The organism is Marinobacter shunpengi, assembly GCF_045449715.1.
Taxonomy (GTDB): Bacteria; Pseudomonadota; Gammaproteobacteria; order Pseudomonadales; family Oleiphilaceae; genus Marinobacter.
On record NZ_JBJJLA010000019.1, the window covers coordinates 175424 to 193214 of the forward strand.

Annotated in this window: 20 protein-coding genes and 1 tRNA gene; 2 read left to right on the forward strand and 19 right to left on the reverse strand. The window is 61.3% G+C overall.

Translation table 11 applies throughout. The features are described from left to right. Nucleotides 1-29: 29 nt before the first annotated feature. From ACJO3T_RS14285 to ACJO3T_RS14295, 3 genes are all read right to left on the reverse strand, one after another. Complete coding sequence (locus ACJO3T_RS14285; RefSeq protein ID WP_406963287.1) at nt 30-1313, reverse strand: TRAP transporter large permease; 1284 nt, start codon at nt 1311-1313, stop codon at nt 30-32. A gap of 32 nt (nt 1314-1345) precedes the next feature. Beyond that, nucleotides 1346-1936 (reverse strand): TRAP transporter small permease, encoded by a 591-nt coding sequence (locus ACJO3T_RS14290; RefSeq protein WP_406963286.1) that lies wholly within the window; start codon nt 1934-1936, stop codon nt 1346-1348. Between the two features lie 69 nt (nt 1937-2005). After that, the gene (locus tag ACJO3T_RS14295) at nt 2006-3037 is read right to left on the reverse strand and encodes a TRAP transporter substrate-binding protein (RefSeq protein ID WP_406963285.1); all 1032 of its coding nucleotides are present in this window, start codon (nt 3035-3037) and stop codon (nt 2006-2008) included. Between the two features lie 330 nt (nt 3038-3367). On the opposite strand from ACJO3T_RS14295, the gene ACJO3T_RS14300 reads away from it, so the two are divergent. Further along, complete coding sequence (locus ACJO3T_RS14300) at nt 3368-3934, forward strand: hypothetical protein (RefSeq protein WP_406978874.1); 567 nt, start codon at nt 3368-3370, stop codon at nt 3932-3934. Nucleotides 3935-3983: 49 nt separating this feature from the next. Here ACJO3T_RS14300 and ACJO3T_RS14305 read toward each other — a convergent pair. From ACJO3T_RS14305 to ACJO3T_RS14330, 6 genes are all read right to left on the reverse strand, one after another. Beyond that, a tRNA-Ser gene (locus ACJO3T_RS14305) sits at nt 3984-4074 on the reverse strand. Nucleotides 4075-4239: 165 nt separating this feature from the next. Then, on the reverse strand, nt 4240-5211 hold the full coding sequence (locus tag ACJO3T_RS14310) for a 5-oxoprolinase subunit C family protein (protein WP_406963283.1): 972 nt from the start codon (nt 5209-5211) through the stop codon (nt 4240-4242). Beyond that, entirely contained in the window at nt 5208-5927 is a 720-nt protein-coding gene (gene pxpB / locus ACJO3T_RS14315; RefSeq protein WP_406978876.1) for a 5-oxoprolinase subunit PxpB, read from the reverse strand. The genes ACJO3T_RS14310 and pxpB overlap by 4 nt, the downstream gene beginning before the upstream one ends. Nucleotides 5928-5930: 3 nt before the next feature. Next, on the reverse strand, nt 5931-6677 hold the full coding sequence (locus ACJO3T_RS14320; RefSeq protein ID WP_406978877.1) for a 5-oxoprolinase subunit PxpA: 747 nt from the start codon (nt 6675-6677) through the stop codon (nt 5931-5933). Between the two features lie 41 nt (nt 6678-6718). Further along, on the reverse strand, nt 6719-7816 hold the full coding sequence (gene hemH / locus ACJO3T_RS14325; protein WP_406963280.1) for a ferrochelatase: 1098 nt from the start codon (nt 7814-7816) through the stop codon (nt 6719-6721). 82 nt (nt 7817-7898) lie between these two features. Then, nucleotides 7899-8333: a protein tyrosine phosphatase family protein gene (locus tag ACJO3T_RS14330; protein ID WP_406963279.1), complete on the reverse strand. Its 435-nt coding sequence runs from the start codon at nt 8331-8333 to the stop codon at nt 7899-7901. A 440-nt stretch (nt 8334-8773) separates the two neighbouring features. On the opposite strand from ACJO3T_RS14330, the gene ACJO3T_RS14335 reads away from it, so the two are divergent. After that, nucleotides 8774-9253 carry a phasin family protein gene (locus tag ACJO3T_RS14335; RefSeq protein WP_406978879.1) on the forward strand — a complete coding sequence of 160 codons (480 nt, stop codon included), beginning with the start codon at nt 8774-8776 and terminating at the stop codon, nt 9251-9253. A gap of 7 nt (nt 9254-9260) precedes the next feature. Here ACJO3T_RS14335 and ACJO3T_RS14340 read toward each other — a convergent pair whose 3' ends face one another. The 10 genes from ACJO3T_RS14340 to ACJO3T_RS14385 form a co-directional block, all read right to left on the reverse strand. Continuing rightward, the gene (locus tag ACJO3T_RS14340) at nt 9261-9893 is read right to left on the reverse strand and encodes a TetR/AcrR family transcriptional regulator (RefSeq protein WP_406978880.1); all 633 of its coding nucleotides are present in this window, start codon (nt 9891-9893) and stop codon (nt 9261-9263) included. A 40-nt stretch (nt 9894-9933) separates the two neighbouring features. After that, a complete protein-coding gene (gene xthA / locus ACJO3T_RS14345) occupies nt 9934-10746 on the reverse strand; it encodes an exodeoxyribonuclease III (protein WP_406978882.1) in 813 nt (270 codons plus the stop codon). A gap of 73 nt (nt 10747-10819) precedes the next feature. Further along, entirely contained in the window at nt 10820-11578 is a 759-nt protein-coding gene (locus tag ACJO3T_RS14350; RefSeq protein ID WP_406978883.1) for a hypothetical protein, read from the reverse strand. Further along, nucleotides 11575-12090: a DUF2878 domain-containing protein gene (locus ACJO3T_RS14355; protein WP_406963274.1), complete on the reverse strand. Its 516-nt coding sequence runs from the start codon at nt 12088-12090 to the stop codon at nt 11575-11577. The genes ACJO3T_RS14350 and ACJO3T_RS14355 overlap by 4 nt, the downstream gene beginning before the upstream one ends. Before the next feature lie 5 nt (nt 12091-12095). Beyond that, nucleotides 12096-13376, reverse strand: coding sequence for a class I SAM-dependent methyltransferase (locus ACJO3T_RS14360; protein ID WP_406978885.1), 1281 nt, complete (start codon nt 13374-13376; stop codon nt 12096-12098). Continuing rightward, complete coding sequence (locus ACJO3T_RS14365) at nt 13364-14284, reverse strand: DUF1365 domain-containing protein (protein ID WP_406963272.1); 921 nt, start codon at nt 14282-14284, stop codon at nt 13364-13366. The genes ACJO3T_RS14360 and ACJO3T_RS14365 overlap by 13 nt, the downstream gene beginning before the upstream one ends. Continuing rightward, a complete protein-coding gene (locus ACJO3T_RS14370; protein ID WP_406978886.1) occupies nt 14281-15546 on the reverse strand; it encodes an NAD(P)/FAD-dependent oxidoreductase in 1266 nt (421 codons plus the stop codon). Before ACJO3T_RS14370 ends, ACJO3T_RS14365 begins: the two co-directional genes overlap by 4 nt. Then, a complete protein-coding gene (locus ACJO3T_RS14375; protein ID WP_406963270.1) occupies nt 15543-16340 on the reverse strand; it encodes an SDR family NAD(P)-dependent oxidoreductase in 798 nt (265 codons plus the stop codon). Before ACJO3T_RS14375 ends, ACJO3T_RS14370 begins: the two co-directional genes overlap by 4 nt. Then, nucleotides 16337-16813, reverse strand: a complete 477-nt coding sequence (locus ACJO3T_RS14380; protein WP_406978888.1) for a nuclear transport factor 2 family protein — start codon at nt 16811-16813, stop codon at nt 16337-16339. Before ACJO3T_RS14380 ends, ACJO3T_RS14375 begins: the two co-directional genes overlap by 4 nt. Next, nucleotides 16810-17763: an acyl-CoA desaturase gene (locus ACJO3T_RS14385; protein WP_406978890.1), complete on the reverse strand. Its 954-nt coding sequence runs from the start codon at nt 17761-17763 to the stop codon at nt 16810-16812. Before ACJO3T_RS14385 ends, ACJO3T_RS14380 begins: the two co-directional genes overlap by 4 nt. Nucleotides 17764-17791: the final 28 nt, after the last annotated feature.

Below are 17791 nucleotides of genomic sequence, written 5' to 3' on the forward strand. Positions count from 1 at the left end.
CCTCCTCAGCGCAAACCAGCGCTTTTTGATCAGCGGAATGCCACGTCCCGTAGGAACAGCGCGATTTGCGGGAAGGCAATGATCAGGCCTGCCGCTGCTATGAGCATGATGACAAACGGTGGCGTCCCTCGGATAACTTCCCAGTAGGGGCGTTTGAAAATCGCGATGGCCGTGAAAATATCGCAGCCGAAAGGCGGTGTGGCGGAGCCAATAGCCACCTGCAGCGTTATCAGCACACCCACCAGTACCGGATCGAGCCCGGTGGCCTGGATGGCCGGTGCGAAGATGGGCGTCAGCACCAGGATCACCACGATAGGATCCACAAACATACAGGCAATAAAGAACGACACGCAGATTGCGATCAGTACGCCCACGGGACCGGCTTCGTTGACACCAACCGCTGCCAGAATGGCCTGTGGAATCTGGGCGAACGAGATGATATAGGAGAAGCCGTTACCGGCGGCCACCAGGATAAAGACCACGGCGGTAATCAGGCCGGTGGACTTGGCGATGCGGTAGATATCGATGGTCTTGAGAGAGCGGAAGATCACGAATTCCAATAGCAGGGCGTAGAGCACACAGACCGCTGCCGCCTCGGTGGGACTGAAGATACCGCCATAGATACCACCCACGATAATCACCGGGAAGAACAGTGGCCAGAGGGCCTCCCGTACGGAGCGGGCCCTGTCGCCCCAGCTTGACTTATCTTCAGTGGGCACCTTGTTGCGGATGGCATAGAACAGACAGTAGGCAGAGAACATCACAAGGATCATGATGCCCGGGCCGATACCGGCAATGAACAGTTCGGCAATGGAGGTTTCTGAAATAACCCCGTAAATAATCATGCCGATACTCGGGGGGATCAGGAACGCAATATCACTGGCGTTGATGATCAGGGCCAGTGTAAAGGAGTCCGAGTAGCCGGCCTTGAGCATCTTGGGTCGCAGGGGCGAGCCGATGGCCACCACGGTGGCCTGGGTGGAGCCGGAGACAGCGCCGAACAGGGTGCAGGAGGTTGCCGTGCTGATGGCCAGGCCGCCTTTCACATGACCAATGAAGGACATGACCATGGCGATCAGCCGGTCCGCCGAGTGGCCGCGCGTCATGATGTCCGCCGCCAGGATAAACATGGGTACGGCGATCAGGGAGGCAGGCCGGATGCCGCCCATCATCTGCTGGACCAGGGTGGTCATCTGGCCAAAACCATTGAACATTTCGTAGAAGCCGACCAGTGCCGCGGTCAGCAGGGGAATCATCATCGGGAAGCCCAGCAGGAGCAGCACGATCATGATCACCAGTAGTAACGTTGCCATGTGTGATTCCTTTTTTCTTGCTCTTGCGGTGGTCAGACTTCGGTTTCAGTATCGGCGTAGCCGTCGAGCACCGACGTCGACAGGTAGACGTCCTTGGACACAAGGTTCTTGATGGCGGTCAGAACGTACTGCACGCCCGTGATGGCAAAGCCTATGGGAACCCATACATAGATGATCCAGATGGGGATCCCAAGGGCAGGCAGGACGCGACCACGGTCATACAGGTTAAGGATGTACTCCACCGAGTAGTAGCAGAGAAAGAACATCACCATGGAGGTAAACAGGGCGATGACAATCATCAGGATCTTGCGGCCCTTGGCGGGCAATGTGTCGTAGATGGCCGACATACGTATGTGACGCCCGTGGCGGGCGGCATAACCGAGGCCGGCAAAGGTAATCAGTATGATCAGGATGCGGTTGATCTCACCGGAGAAAAACAACCCCTCTCCGAAGGCAAACCGGGCAACGACGTTGATACAGGTATTAAGGGCCATCAATAGCACCCCGATGGCGAGCATCACGGCCTCTATCTTGGCTATTATCAGGTCGACAACGCCCAGTGGGCCAGGCAGGCCGGATTTGTAGCCTTCCGCTTCGTCCGGTTCAGTGGCTGAATTGGTCATGGTGAGAACTCCGTTTTAAATCCAGAAGAAAAGCCAGCCCCGGGGCACTACCCCGGGGCGGCTCAAGGATCAGTTGCTCTGGACCTCTTCCAGGTCTTCCTTGAATTGCTCAAGCAGTTCCTTGCCTCTTTCGCCGGTCATTTCGATAAAGGTTTCCTCTACCTGCGGCGCACGCTTGCGGAAGGCTTCGATCTGCTCGTCGTTCAGTTTGGTGACGGTCACGTCATCGCTGGCTTCCTGGATCTTCGCAAGGGATTCGTCCGCCAGACCGTCGATATGAGTGATGATCTTGTCGAACGCATAGTCCGCTGCTTCCTGAACCAGTTTCTGGTCTTCCTCGGACAGGCCCTCATAGAAATCCTGGTTGGCCATGATGGCGGTGGTGAACCAGCCGTGACCGGTAAAGATCAGGTTGGGGGATACTTCATACAGGCCGCCGGACTCAATCCAGAAGATGGGGTTCTCCTGACCGTCGATCATATTGGTCTGCAGGGCGCCGTACACCTCACCCCAGGGCAGCGGTGTCGGGGTGGCACCGAACGCCTCGTAGGTGGCCGACAGCAGCGGGTTGGTCATGACGCGGATCTTCTTGTTCTGCAGATCTTCGGGTGACGTGGCCTGCTCGTCCAGGGTGATGACCATCTCCCCTTCGGGGTACATCTTCAGCAGTTCCAGGCCCTGTTCCGAATAGAGCTCGGGAAAGTCCTCGTTGATGGCCTCACTGGTGCGGAAGAACTCAACAACGGTCTCCATGTCCGTGGGCATCAGATACGGAATGAAGAAGATCTGCGCTTCGGGAATCAGCGAACCGGTAAACCCGGGGGACTGGTTGACGAACTGCAGGATGCCGTTCTGGGTCTGCTCCATGATGTCGTCAGACTCACCCAGCTGTCCGAACTCGAAGATCTGGATGGTGTGATCGGAATTCTCTTCGACATAATCCTTGAAGTGTTCGGCGTAAACGTCCTGAACGTCTCCGTCGTATTCTTCGTGGGCATAACGCCAGGTTGCGGCGTTAGCGACACTGGTGGCGGCGATGGCCGTTGCCAGGGTCAGGGAGGATGCTCCTACGACTTTTCGAAACATTGTGCTCTTGTTCATGCCTTTCTTCTCCATCGTCCTCAAGAGGCACGGCTGGGGTATGACCGGCTTTATTATTGTATTAAGTGGGCCTGGATATCGGGCGCGAGAAACCCGAAGCCAGCCGTGGCAGTTTTGATTAACGCCTATTTAGACTGGCAAAACATTGATAATAAGGCAAGAAAACCACTGCAAAGGAAACGCAACTAATTGCTGTTTTGTGCTTGAATGGGCGGTTCTCAGGGGCCGTTATGGCATACCCTTGACGTTGCCGGAATGCCGTTGTGGCAGCTTTCGGGGCGATGCGGCCTGGATGGTTCGGCGACAGTCTTCAGAGTGGGAGGAACGTTTGTGACGAGGTGGATTGCGATACTCTGTACCGGTTTTTTCTTGTCGGTGGCAGTGAATGCCCAGGCGCTGACAGGGGATACGGTGAGCCGTTTTATTGCTTCCATGGAGGAGCTGCAGACGGATGAGTCCTTCTCCGGCCAGTTTATGGAAGCCTGGGAAGCGAGCCGGGAGGCACAGGATGATCCACGGTCACTGCTATTGTCGGATGCGGTCGCGTTCATGGAAGGCTCGGAGGGTTATGCCACCCTGCAAGCGGTGGTGAAAGAACACGGTTTTGACAGCCCTCAGGCCTGGGGGCGGGCAGGGGACCGGGCCCTGTTGGCGCTGACGCGACTGGATATGGCAGACAGCATCTCCGAGATGCAGGAACGATTGGTCGGTATGCGTAGGGAGGTGAGCAACAGCACCCAGTTCTCCGAGGAACAGAAGCGGCAGATGCGGGCTATGATCGACAGGACCGCCGGGATGCTTGAGCGCATGGAGCAGGTGCCTTCGTCGGATCTGGAAGCCGTCGAGCCACACCGTTCCGAACTGAAGCGGGTGCTGGAATACGATCTGGGGAACTGAGTTGCTGTTAGGTGTTCGAGGGAAGCGTTAAAAAAGAAGGAAAGAAAAATGGCGGTGGGCCAGGGATTCGAACCCCGGGAAGGCTACTAACCTTCGGCGGTTTTCAAGACCGCTGCATTCAGCCACTCTGCCAGCCCACCGTTTATCCATATTGTCACTGCCATTGCGACAGCGACGTGCATGATACCGGAATGTTCTGATGTGTCAACGCCCGGCCATAACGGTATTTTCCGCTTCCCGTGGACGCTTTGACCGTTGGTTGGGCGCCCTGTATCCGGGGGGCTGAGTCGATTTGCGCCATTGGCTCAGCCCGTCCAGCGGCAGTGCAGCGTGCCGTCGTTCCGCCATTGGCTGGTTGCCAGCAGCCGTTCGAACAGCATCCGCCCGGACTGGCAGTCGGCAACGTCCGACCACTGGAATTCGATCTGCTCCCCTGGACGTTTCTGGGCCAGCCTGCCGCAATCCAGTGCCGGAATAATCCCCGGTACCGGATAACCGCCAATGGTCTGGCGATCGTTGAGCAACACCATCGGCTTGCCGTCCCCGGGGATCTGAATGGTGCCACGGCAGACCCCACGGGAGGTGATGCCCCCCGGGGATTCCAGGGCGGGGCCCTCCAGCCGGTAGCCCATACGGTCGGACTGCTGGCCGATGGTGTACCACCCGTGGATGAAGCGGGCCAGGTCGGTGTGGGAAAAGGCGTCCCGTTCAGGGCCCGGCATCACCCGCAGTGGAGCATCGGCGGTCAGGTTCGGCCTCAGGTTGGCGGGCACCTCCCGTGCCCGGTAGTGTTCGGGGGCGGTGATGGGGCCTGACGCCATTACCGGCAGGTCGGCGCCGTCCTCCAGCAGACCCAGTCTCGCCAGGCCCTCCCGGGCAACGGCGGAGCGGCTGCCACAGAAAATGCGGGTCTGCCAGCCTCCGGCAACCGCGAGATAGGTGAGCAGGCCCGACCGTGGCCTGTCCAGCCGGAGCCGGTCCCCGGGCGCCATGGTAAAGGCCCGCCAGTGGCCCACTGGCTGGTCGTTGATCGTCGGCCCGCAGTCGGCGCCGGTGATTGCCAGCAGTAATGGCTGACGGGCGGTGGCGGTGAATCCGCCAAAGGTGATTTCCAGGCAGGCCGCATTGGGCGGGTTGTCCAGCAGGTGGTTGGCCCAGCGGTAGGAGGCCAGGTCGGCGGCCCCGCCGGGCGACAGTCCCTGGTGCTGATAGCCATGGCGCCCCAGGTCCTGGACCGTGGTTCGTGGCCCGGCGTGATCGATACTCAGGCCTGTCATGGCGTCGAATCCTCCCTGAAGGGGGTGTCGTCCCCGCCCAGGGACAGGAAGGTCTCCCGATCGACGGGCCGGAAGCGCACAGAGTCTCCCACGGTCAACAGGGCCAGGTCTTCCTCACTGAACAGTTGGGTGGGGCAACGGCCAATCAGCCGCCAGCCTCCGGGGGACGATGACGGATAGACTGCGGTTTGCCGGTTGGCGATGCCGACGCTGCCGGCGGGTACTTTCACCCGCGGTCGTTCCAGCCTGGGTTGCGCGATCCCGGGGTCTACCAGGCCCATAAACCCGAACCCCGGACTGAAGCCCAGCGCGTAGACCTGATAGGTGCCGGCGGTGTGTCGTTCGATAACCTGATCCACCGTCAGCTCACAGGCGATGGCAAGGGCTTCCAGGTCAGGACCCACTGACGGGTGGTACCAGACCGGCAATTCGATGTGCCGGCCACTGGTGGCCTCCGGTTTCGCTGGCAAGGTGTCGGGAATCGAGCGCAGGAGGTGGATCATCCGCCGGAAGTCGGCCAGCCCCGGATCGTAGTAGACTGTAATGGAGGTATAGGACGGAACCAGATCGGTGAGCATATCGCCCAGCCTGGTTCGTATGGCGTCACACCAGACCCGGATGACGGCGGTCAGTGCGGGATCAATGGTGTCGCCGAAGGAAACCAGTACCGCATCCTCGGAGACCGCCTGGATCGCTGGAACCGGACCGGTCACCATGGGTCAGGTGTCGGTGCTGGCCCGGTGAAGGGCCTTGCGGATAGCCCGGGTGGCGGCCAGGGCATGGACGTTGTCACCGTGCACGCAAAGGCTGTCGGCCTTCAGGTCCAGCCACTGTCCGGAGAGGCTGTGAAGGCCACCGTTGCTGGCCAGGGTCATGGCCTGGGCCAGGATCGTGTCCGGATCCTCGTGGACCGCGCCGGGCTGTTTGCGGGATACCAGTCTGCCGTTATCGTCATAGGCCCGGTCGGCGAAGGCCTCGAAGATCAGGGGCAGGCCCACCTGCTCCGCCAGGGTCTCGTGGTCAGCGGCGTGCACGGATACCGGGACCATCAGGGGCAGCCCGTCCTGATAGGCGGCAACCGCCTCCATCACGGCCCGTAAGGTGTCCTGGTCTTTCATCATGTCGTTGTTGAGGGCGCCATGGGGCTTGATATACTCGACCCGGCCTCCCTCGGCGCGACAGATCCCCTCCAAGGCGCCCACCTGGTACCAGATCAGGTGGCGGATCTCCTCGGCGGAGTGGGGGATGGAGCGGCGGCCGAAGCCCACCAGGTCATGGTAAGAGGGGTGGGCGCCGATCTGGACGTTGTGGGAGAGGGCCAGGCGAACGGTACGAGCCATGATGGAGGGATCGGACGCGTGGAAGCCGCAGGCGATGTTGGCCATGTCGATGTAGGGCATGACCTCCTCATCCTGGCCCATGGTCCAGGCGCCAAAGCTTTCGCCCAGGTCGCAGTTCAGTTTCATGGCGACAGTCCCTTCCTCTTATGGGAGATTCCAGTTTCAGTTTACCACCCGAGCTGTTTCCTGACTGCCTCCGCACGTTGCTGGCGGGCATCCAGTTCGTCCGGGTCATTGGCTGGAGGTTCCCAGCCCTCCAGGTTGTTTTCGATCAACTGGACCAGGGCATCGATATGTCCCTCGGTGGCATTGAGGGCGGGAATGTACTCGAAGGCCTTGCCGCCGGCCTTCATGAAATACTCCCGGTTCTCCTCGTTGATTTCCTCGATGGTCTCCAGGCAATCGGCGGAGAAGCCGGGGCAGAATACGTCTACGGACCCCACGCCCCGGGACGGCAGGGATTTCATGGTTTCGTCGGTGTAGGGTTTCAGCCATTCCTCCCGGCCGAACCTGGACTGGAAAGTGGTCATGTAGTCATCGGCGGAGAGCCCCAGCCTTTCCGCCAGTAAGCGGGAGGTCTTGTGACACTCGCAATGGTAGGGATCCCCCCGGTCCAGGTACTTCCGGGGAATACCGTGGTACGAGAGGATCAGTCGGTCCTGACGACCATGCTGGCGCCAGTGCTCCTCGATATGTCGGGCCATGGCTTCGATGTAGGGGGGGAAGTCATGGTAGTGGCTGACAAACCGGAAGTCCGGCAACCAGCGCCGCCGGGTGAAATCCGCCGCAATGGCATCGAAGGTGGACGCCGATGTGGATGCCGAGTACTGGGGGTAGAGCGGCAACACCAGCAGCTTGCGGACCCCCTGCTGCTGCATCTGGTCCAGCACGCTGGCAATGGAGGGATTGCCGTAGCGCATGGCAAAGCCCACCACCAGGTTGTCCCCGTACTTCTTCTGCAGGGCGGCGCGGATACCTTCGCACTGGTTGGCGGTGTGAACCAGCAGGGGAGAGCCCTCCGGCTGCCAGACCGAGCGGTAGGCCGCCGCAGAACGCGCTGGCCGGATGCGGAGGATAACACCGTGCAGGATCAGCCACCACAGCGGCCGGGGTGCTTCCACTACCCGTGGGTCCCACAGGAACTCGCCCAGGTATCGGCGAAGGGCACTGGTGGTGGGGGCGTCGGGTGTGCCCAGGTTGGTGACGAGTATACCCAGCCGTGAGGGCTGGTTGTGGCGGAATTCTTCCTCACCCTTGAAGCTCATGGGGCTGGTGGTCCTCGGCAAACGTGTTGGTCGGTTCAGGGCATGACAGCGCCCGGTTATACGGCGCGTCGGCAGGCCGGGATCAGTTCTGGTGGGTCTCGGCCTGTTGCTGTAGTCGCGGAATCAGGCCCCGCAGGTCGTAACCGGCCTGGCCGGCCCGCTGGATGATCGGCTCAAGGGGCATATGGCGGGCGGAACTCAGGGCCCAGAGCACGCTGCAGCGGGTACCGGAGCGACAGAAGGCCAGCACCGGCTTCTCGGCCTGCTCGAACATGGGGGCGAAGGCATCCACGTCCTCGTCCAGGATATTGCCGGACTCCACGGGCAGGTAGACCCAGGTGATGCCGTGATCACGGGCGGCCTGTTCCAGTTCCGCCATGGCGGGCTGGCCGGGTTCCTCGTGATCCGGACGGTTGGCCACCAGGGTGCGGAACCCAAGCCGGGCGATGTTGGCCACGTCGTCCGGGCTTATCTGCGGCGCGACGGAAATGGAGTCATCAATCTTGCGTATATTCACGGGCACTCGTCTCCTGGTTGATACCGGTGACAGGACCAACGGTCACTGGGCTTGACTGTGACAGGAATTCTACAGAAAACCATGGGGCAGCACAGCCAGCGGCGCCGGTAATAGTGCCTATCGAAGTGATTGGTCAGGGCTTTCATACCATGTCAGACAAAAAAAGGCCCGGCTCAAAGGCCGGGCAGAGGCGTGCGAGTAGTATCCATGAAAGACTTCCAGACAAACCGACATCAGCAGGGATGCCGGTCAGTTTCAGTATTGACGATATTTTGAACAGTTCAAGGAAAGACTTGGCTACTTTCAAACTGTTTTTGAATATAAATAGCACTCTTATAGTTAAACTGTATGGCGCCACTGGCACCGGCATGGTCACTGATTTGTGCGGAGGGATGTAATACACTAATCCAATTGGATTCACTCTGAAGGAAGTCGTGTTTATGACCGACCGCAAACGTCCCTCCCGGGAACCCCGGACATCGGCCCCGAGGACCGATGAAGACCCGCAACTGGCCGGACGCATCCGTGACTCGGCGCGGCAGATCTGGCTGGCGGGCCTGGGCGCCTATACCAAGGCGGAAGAGGATGCCGGCCGGTTCTTCGAGCGACTGGTGAATGAAGGCGAGGAACTGGAGAGCAGGACCCGTGGCCTGGTGGAACGCCAGGTGAAGGCGGTGGAACACCGGGTGGAGGATGCCCGTGACCGGGCCACCGGCACCTGGGACCGCCTGGAAACCCTGTTCGATGAGCGTGTGGCCGGTGCTCTCCGGCGCCTGGGCATTCCCCGCCGGGAGGATATCGAAGCCCTGGAGCAGCGGGTGGCGGAGCTGGAGCAGGAACTGTCCGAAATCAGGAATGCTGGCGGCAAGGATGCTGCTCCTCTGCGTGGAAGCCTGGTGGCCAGGGACGAGGAAGAATAGGCTCCGCTCAGTCCCGCCGGTAGTCTCCGGCCAGCAGCCGTAACTCGTCGGCTGTCTCCTTGTTCAGGTAGGGCATGAGCAGGTAGAACACCTGGTAGACGCCCCGGGCGGGATCCATCCCATTACGATTGCCCAGTTGCTTCAGGCTGTCGAAGCTTTCCCAGTAGCACACAGTGAGGGTCAGTTGCTCGCACAGGGCATCCTGGGCGTCCCGGCCTATGGACATCAGCCCTTGCCGGGTCAGACTCCCGCACAGAATATGGAAGCCCTTTTCCTTGCGTTGCAGTATCCGGCGGAAAGCCTTCTTCAGTTCCGGGTAACGGGACAGGATGTTCACCAGGTCGTGGTACAGGAAGCGGTAGTGTTCCAGGGTTTCGAACAGCAGGTGCAGGAAGAAGCCGAGCTGGTCCAGCCCCACGTCCACGTCCGGCGGAATCGCCAGCAGGTCGTCCATGGCCCCGCGGTAATGACTGAACAGCTCGTCCACAATATCTGACTTGCTGCGGAAGTGGTAATAGAGGTTGCCTGGGCTGATATCCAGTTCATCGGAAATCAGCAGGGTGGTGACGTTGGGCTCGCCCAGCTCGTTGAACAGGGCCAGGCTGGTGGACAATATCCGGTCACGGGTCTTTACCTTCACCGCCTTCTCCCTGGCCCTCGGACTCTTGTGTCAAGGGACACTATAGATCAAAGCACGCCCAGACCGGGCAATGATCCGATGGTCTTTCCATGCCCCGTATTTCATAGCTGACGCCGGCGGAACTGGCCCTGGGCAGCAACCCCTCGCTGGCCATGATCAGGTCAATGCGCAGGCCGCGCCTTGGGTCGCGCTCGAAACCGCGGCTGCGGTAGTCAAACCAGCTGAAGGTGTTGTCCTCGTCCGGATGCAGGTGACGGAACACATCCGTCAGGCCCCGGTTCTCCACGGCTGACAGCCAGTCCCGCTCTTCCGGCAGGAAGCTGCACTTGCCGGTACGCAACCAGCGCCGGGCGTTGTCGGCGCCAATGCCAATGTCCAGATCCGTAGGGGAGATGTTCATGTCTCCCATCACCAGCAGGTGATCACCCCGTTCCTTCAGCTCATCCACCAGGCGCATCAGGTCCTGGTAGAACTTCTCCTTGGTGGGGAACTTGACCGGATGGTCCCGGTTCTCGCCCTGGGGGAAGTACCCGTTGATCACGGTCAGCGGTTCGCCATTGATGGTGAAGCGACCACGGATCAATCGCCGCTGGGCCTCCCCATTGTCCCAGGGGTAGCCCTTGTGGACGTCCTCGGGTTCCTGGCGGGAGAGCAGGGCGACGCCGTAGTGGGTCTTCTGGCCGTGGAAATGGACGTGATACCCCATGGCCTCCACTTCGGCAACGGGGAACTGCTCGTCGCTGACCTTGGTTTCCTGGAGACCGATGATGTCCGGGCTGAACTGGTCGACAACCGCCTGTAGCTGATGCAGTCGTGTTCGTATGCTATTGACGTTAAAGGAAACGACTTTCATGGATTCGGTTCTGCCATTCGTGGGGAGTGCTCGCGCAAGTCTACCATAGCCACGACAATCGCCAAGGTGGCGGTCAGGATCGGGGCAGCAGGGCGCAGCCGGGGCGGGCGGTGACCTGATAGCGTATCGATACCCGGTAGTTTTCCTCCTGGTTGCGTCGGATATTGCCCAGGCCCTGGTAGTGGGTGAGGAGGCCGTCGTCCCTGTAGCCAAGACGGATGGGGTCCACCGCCAGACGCATGATCAGGCCCTCCGGGCGGATGCGGAAGCTGTGGTCGGCGCCGTCGATGGTTTCCGGTGCTGGTTCGACGACGAAATCGTAAGCCTCGCCCCGGGTAGGAGCCAGGAACCGGAAAGCCACCGAATCGCCGGTGGTGAGGGTGGTCCAGTTGGCGCGGATAAAATGGTCGAATCCGGCATCGATCACCTGATCGGGGCGCGGATTCAAGGTCCAGCTTCCGCCTTTCTCCCCTTCGATGGACCAATCTATGGCAATGGTGTCGCCCCTCCGGGCAATGTCGAGACGTTCGCCGAACGAAGGCTGGCGGAAATCCACATCCGGGGTCTGCAGGCTGTTCGGGTAGGTCAGGGCCTTGGTGGCAAATGCCTTGTCGTCATCGGGGCGGACATAGCGGACGTCCTGCCGGTCCGGCTGCCACCAGCCATCCGTACAGGAGCCGGAAACCTCATGGAATTCCTGATAGATGACCCGGTTACTGTCAGGGGCCGTTGCCGTGCCCTTGAAGGCCAGGCCGGGGGCTTCGTCCGCCAGGGAATGGGTGGTGGCTATCATCACCGCCAGGGCACCGGCGGCTGCAAGAATACGCTTCATATCAGTGTCTCCCTGAAGTACCGCCGCTGGATAGACATCAACAGCGGGAAGATGACACCCCAGCCCAGTGCGAGGACCGCCAGGGTCAGGCCCGGGTCCGGCATGTCAACGGCGCCCAGGCGGCTGGCGGCGTAGTAGGCCATTGGGCCGGCAACCGGCGCGAATATTAGTGGCAACCAGGTCCGCTGGTGCATCCAGGCCAGGGAGTGGGCCAGGGTGGTCATGAACATGGCCCAGATGGCTACGAGCCAGAGCGGCGTCCAGGCGCTGCCGGCACTGTCCTGGAGGATGCCGGTGCGGAACCAGAGCCCGTCGAGCAGTGAGCCCAGGACCACCCCCAGCAGGATAAAGCGTCCCTCGGCCCGGGCATGGTCGCTCACCACCGCCAGGTGGAAGGCTACGATGGCCACGGCAATGGCCACTGCCCAGGGGTTGGTGAGGATCACGCCCGCCAACCAGCCCGCCTGGAACAGGAGGAAATTGACGAGCTTGAACGCGGTGTCACGGGACATACCGGTCAGGCGCGGCCCGGGTCCGCCAACAGGTGGGGGCGTTTATTCTCCGGCTTGGCCAGCAGTAGCTGGTTGACGCCGATAGCCCGCTCGTCGAAGCCGGCCTCACAATAGGCAAAGTAGAACTGCCAGAGGCGACGAAACGCCTCGTCGTAGCCCAGCCCATCCAGGGCCTCGGTTTGCGACAGGAACCGGTCCCGCCAGTCCCGGAGCGTGCGGGCATAGTGGAAGCCGAAGTCTTCGGCGTGGGTCATGACCAGGTCGGTTTCCCTGCGCATGGCATCCAGAATGGCACCGAAGGACGGAATGAAACTGCCAGGGAAGATATAGCGCTGGATAAAATCCACATTCCTGAGGGCACGTCGATAACGCTGTTCAGGCATGGTAATGGCCTGCACCAGGGCCAGGCCGTCCGGTTTCAGCAGGCGGCTGATCTGGCCCAGGTAGCTGTCCAGGAACTGGGGGCCCACCGCCTCGATCATCTCGATGGACACCAGCTTGTCGAACCGGCCCTCCAGGTCCCGGTAATCGTCGAACAGCAGGGTGATCCGCTCCTCCAGGCCTTCCCGGGCGACGTTTTCCCGGGCCAGGGCGAGTTGTTCGCTGGAGATTGTGGTAGTGGTGACATGGCAGCCATAGTGTTTGGCGGCGTGGATGGCGAAACCGCCCCAGCCGGTGCCGATCTCGATCACCCGATCTCCGGGTTTCAGGTCCAGCTTGCGGCAGATCAGGTCCAGCTTGTAGGTGGCGGCCTCGTTCAGGAAGGCCTCCTCGCGGGGATAGACCGCCGAGGAGTACATCATGGTCGGGTCCAGGAACAGCCGGAACAGGTCGTTGCCCAGGTCGTAGTGGGCGGAAATGTTCTTGCGGGACCCCTCCCGGGTATTGCGGTTAAGCCAGTGCAGCGCCTTCAGGGCTGGTTTGCTGAGCCAACTGAACCGATCCTCGAAGGCATTCATGCGATCCACGTTTCGGGTGAAGAACCGGAGCAGGGCGGTCAGGTCCGGGGTGCTCCAGTCGCCGGCAACGAATGCCTCGGCGGCACCTACGCCGCCACCGGTAAGCAGGTCCCGCCAGACCGAGTGGTCATGCACATCAAGGCGGGCCACCGGCCAGCGTCGGTCGCCGTCCCCAAGCACCTGCTCCTGTTGCCCCGGTTCCCGGATCACCAGCTCACCGGAACCCAGTTGCCGGAGCTGACCCAGAACCAGGTGACGGGCAAGGCGGCTGATGACCGGCGGTCTTGCCTCGACGGTGTCCGGGGAAATCTTGTCTATGTTCTCCATGAACTGATCCTCGTGGAACCTGAATCTTTCGAACTCTTGGCCGTTGCTTCCCTTCCACGATCCTCCCGGCCCTGGCCCCGGTGGGGGTGATCCCCCGGGAGCTTGTCCGGATGGGTATGGAAGGGGACGCCCTTGAGCCGGAGCCTGAGGGCATGCCAGTAGATGCCGGCGATCACCCTGAAGGACTCCAGGGGAAACTGCCTCAGGCTTCGGTGGATACTTTTACGAGTGACCGGGGTGCGTTGGACCACCAGGGTAGCGTCGAAAACCCGTTGACGGGTGTCGTCTTTGCCGGAGGGCCGGTTAACGTTCATGTGGATACGCAACTCTGGGCCCCGGAAGCTGAAGGTCCACCGGTAGTCCTGGTCCATGGGGTTGAACGGGGAGACATGGAAACGCTTGGCGAAATTCGCCTTGATGGTGCGCCAACCCTGGTTCGTGGTGGTGACATCCGCCACCTCCAGGCAGTAGACATGCCGCTGGTGCCAGGGGGTGTTGGTGATCTGGGCCAGGATCACCGCCGGTACGGCCCCTTCCGACGGGGTGTCCCCGGCCCGGTAGCAGAAGTAGAAACTGACCGGGTTGAACACGTACCCGAAATACCGGGGGTGGGTGATCAACTCCACGGGGCCGTCCGGCCTCCAGCCAGTGGCTCCCTCGACACGGTCAGCCACTGCCTGGCGCAGGTCGGGATGGCCCGGGTCCAGGTAATCCCCCCGCCGGAGGGACATCCAGTTGAAGCGTCCCACCGATACCAGCGGGCTGACGTCTCCAAAACGGGACCACTCGTCCAGGTCCAGGGCCAGCATGCCTGTGTGGTAACGGAACTCGTGCCCCACCGGTGAGTGGCGGCGATGGCGAACGGTGCCGCTCAGCCAACTGCTGGCGTAGTGCCCCGGTGTTTTCACAGGGAGACTCCAAAAGCGGATGTCACCCGCAGGGCGCTCTGCACGCCATCTTCATGGAAACCGTTGAACCAGTAGGCGCCGCAGAAGTGGGTGCGGTTGCGGTTACCGATCTCGTGGTAACGCTGCTGGGCCGCGACGCCGTCCAGGGAAAACACCGGATGGGCGTAGGTGTAGCGCTCGATGATGCGGTTTTCATCAATGTCACGGCTACGGTTCAGGGTCACACAGAAGGTTTCCGGTGCCTCATGGAAGTTCTGAAGGATATTCATGTTGTAGGTCACCGACACCGGCTGGTCCCCCCGCTCAGGCAGGTAGTAGTTCCAGGCGGCCCAGGCCCGGCGGTTTGAGGGCAGCAGGGTGGCGTCGGTATGCAACACCACATCATTGTTCTGGTACGGGATGGCCGACAGGATCTCAGTCTCTGCCGCTGAGGCATCCCCCAGTAGGGCCAGGGCCTGGTCGCTGTGACAGGCCAGGATCACCTGGTCAAAGCGCTGGTTCTCGCCCTTCACCCGGACGGTCACGCCGTCATCATCCCGGTCAATGCGCTCCACGGGGCTGTCCAGGTGTGTCCGCTCGCCGAGCCGGTCCATCATGCGATCGATATAGCGGGCGGAACCGCCGGAAATCACCCGCCACTGGGGACGGTCGTCCACCGACAGCATGCCGTGGTTATTGAAGAACTGCAGGAAGAAGCGTACCGGGAACCGTGTCAGCACCATCTCCGGGGCGGACCAGATGGCAGCCCCCATGGGCACGATGTAGTGATCCCGGAAATAGCGGGAGAAGCCGTGGCGGTCCAGGTAATGGCTCAGGGTTTCTGTGTCGTCCAGTGAGTCCGTCTGCAGGTCGGCCCGGGTCTGGCGGTTGAAGCGCAGGATTTCCCGGATCATCCGCAGAAAGGGCGGATTGACCAGATTACGGCGCTGGGCGAACAGGGTGTTGAGGCTGGTGCCGTTGTACTGCAGCCCGATGGTGGGTGCATTGACGCTGAAGCTCATGTCGCTGTCTTCATAGGCCACCCCGAGCCGGTCCATCAGCCTGATAAAACCGGGGTACGTCCAGTCATTGAAGACGATAAACCCCGTGTTGACCGGCCAGGTCCGGCCGCCAGCGGTTACGGGGCGGGTGTTGGTGTGGCCGCCGGCCTGTCTGCCAGACTCGAACAGGTGTACGTCGTGGTGCTCCGCCAGCAACCAGGCGGCTGTCAGCCCTGAAACGCCGGCGCCGATAACGGCAATACGCTGGGATATCTGGGTCATGTCTGTTGTTGGTTCCCGGAAGTGTCGCGTGCCATGGCCGCGGCCATGCGGTCAACCAGCGCCTGGGGCAGGTTGCCGAGCAGTCGCAGTGTCCACGTAAATTTACGTGGAAATTCAATGTTGCAGTGGCCTTTTTTAAGGCCGTTTATAATCCGCTTGGCGGCATTGTCCGCCGTGACAAGGAAGGGCATCGGAAAGTCGTTGCGGTCTGTCAGCGGCGTTTTCACGAATCCGGGTGACACCAGGAAGACGTCAATGCCTTCCCGGGCCAGATCCGCCCGCAGGGAATGTGCCAGATAGGCCAGAGCCGCCTTGGATGCGCCATAGCCTTCCGCCCGGGCGAACGGAAACCACCAGGCCGATGACCCGACGATGACCAGGGCCGCGGGCCTGCCGAGCCGCCGGGTCCGCCGGAGCCGGGGCAGGGCCTGTTCAATGCTGCGTACCGTACCCATGACGTTGGTTTCGATGTTGCGGCCAATCAGCTCGCTATCGAAGTGTTCAATATCCAGGTACTCGCAGGTGCCGGCGTTGAGGATGGCAATATCGACCGGCTCGCCGCTATCGAGTATCGAACCCACCCTGGCCAGCTCCCCGGCATCCGTGGTATCGGCAGGCGCGGTCCTGACCCGGTCGGCATCAAGCCTGGCCAGTTCGTCCAGGGCGGATTGGCGACGACCGGTGACCACCAGTGAATGTCCCTCCCGGATCAACTGACGGGCCAGGGCCTCGCCAATGCCCGAGGTGGCGCCGGTCAGCCACACGTTGGACGCTTTCCCGAGAAACCGGCTCATGACGCAAAGCTCCGGACCAGACGAACGGCGGAGCCCAGCAGGGGCAGGTTCTCGTAGAGCAGTTCACCGGCGTCAAAATAGTCCCGGTGGTAGCGCACCCGGCCTTCGGCAATGGTCAGCCGGCTGATGCCATGAACGGCCAGTTCGCGGCCACGGCGCAGCCTGGGGTGTTGCAGGTGCATGGTCCATTCAATGCAGGCCTGGTCACCGGACACCAGGGTATCGTCGAATTCGAACCGGCAGGCGGTAACATTGGTGTAGACCTTGTCTAAGTAGGCCTGTAGTTCCTCCAGCCCCTCCACGGAGGAAAACGGATCGACAAACCGGACCTGTTCGCTGTAGACCTCAGCCAGGCCGGTGACCCGACCGGCTGAGAGCGTATTGAACAGGCGCTGGAAGCGTTCCACCGTAACCGCAACAGACTCGTGCTGGCGGAAATCGGTGGCGGTAGCGGATGAGGGGTGCCTGGTCATGGGATCCTCCGTTGCTGATCAAGGCGACGGGCTTCTTCCCGGACGCGCTCTGGCAGGGGCTTGAGCCCATGGATAATACCGGCTTTGGAGAGTAACCATAGCCCGTAGTAGGTCAGGTCGATTTCATACCAGCGAAAGCCCTGACGAGCCGACTGGGGGTAGCGGTGGTGGTTGTTGTGCCAGCCTTCGCCAAACGTTACCAGTGCCAGCCAGAAATTGTTGCGGCTGTCATCCGGAGTATCGAAACGGCGCGATCCCCAGACGTGGGACAGGGAATTGATGGACACCGTGGCGTGGAACAGCACCACCGTGGACACGAAGAAACCCCAGACCAGCAGTTGCAGGCCGTTGGTGCCAAGTCCCGGGGCCCAGGCAGCGAGCGCTTCACCAAGTCCGTAGATGGCCAGGGCACAGGCCGCCGGCACCAGGGCATCGAAGCGGTTGATGAAACGCAGTTCCGGATAGCGCAGCCAGTCCTTCACCCGGCGCTCATCGGTGCGGAAGCCGGCATCGCAGGTAAACCAGCCGACATGGGACCACCAGAATCCGCCATGGTGTGGCGAGTGCAGGTCGTCCTCACGGTCGGAATGCTGATGATGGTGGCGATGGTGGGCGGCCCACCACAGGGGACCACGTTGGGCGGCGGAGGCTCCCAGCAGGGCAAACACAAACTGCCATCCACGGCTGGTGCGGAAAGTCTTGTGGGAGAAATAGCGGTGGTAGAAGCCGGTAATGGCGAACATGCGGATGGTGAAGAACGCCAGCGCGAACCCCAGGGCGAAGGCGCTGACACCCGTCAGGAAGGCCAGGAGGCAGGCTGCATGCAGGGCAATGAAAGGCAGTACCCGCACCAGGTTGAACTGTCGTGATGTCTGGTCGAGCTGATCCGAACCGGCTTCGGAATCGAACCATCTCAGGATGTTATTGAGCCAGGAATGCACTCTGGTCATGCTGTTACAACCTTGTCCGGTACATTGA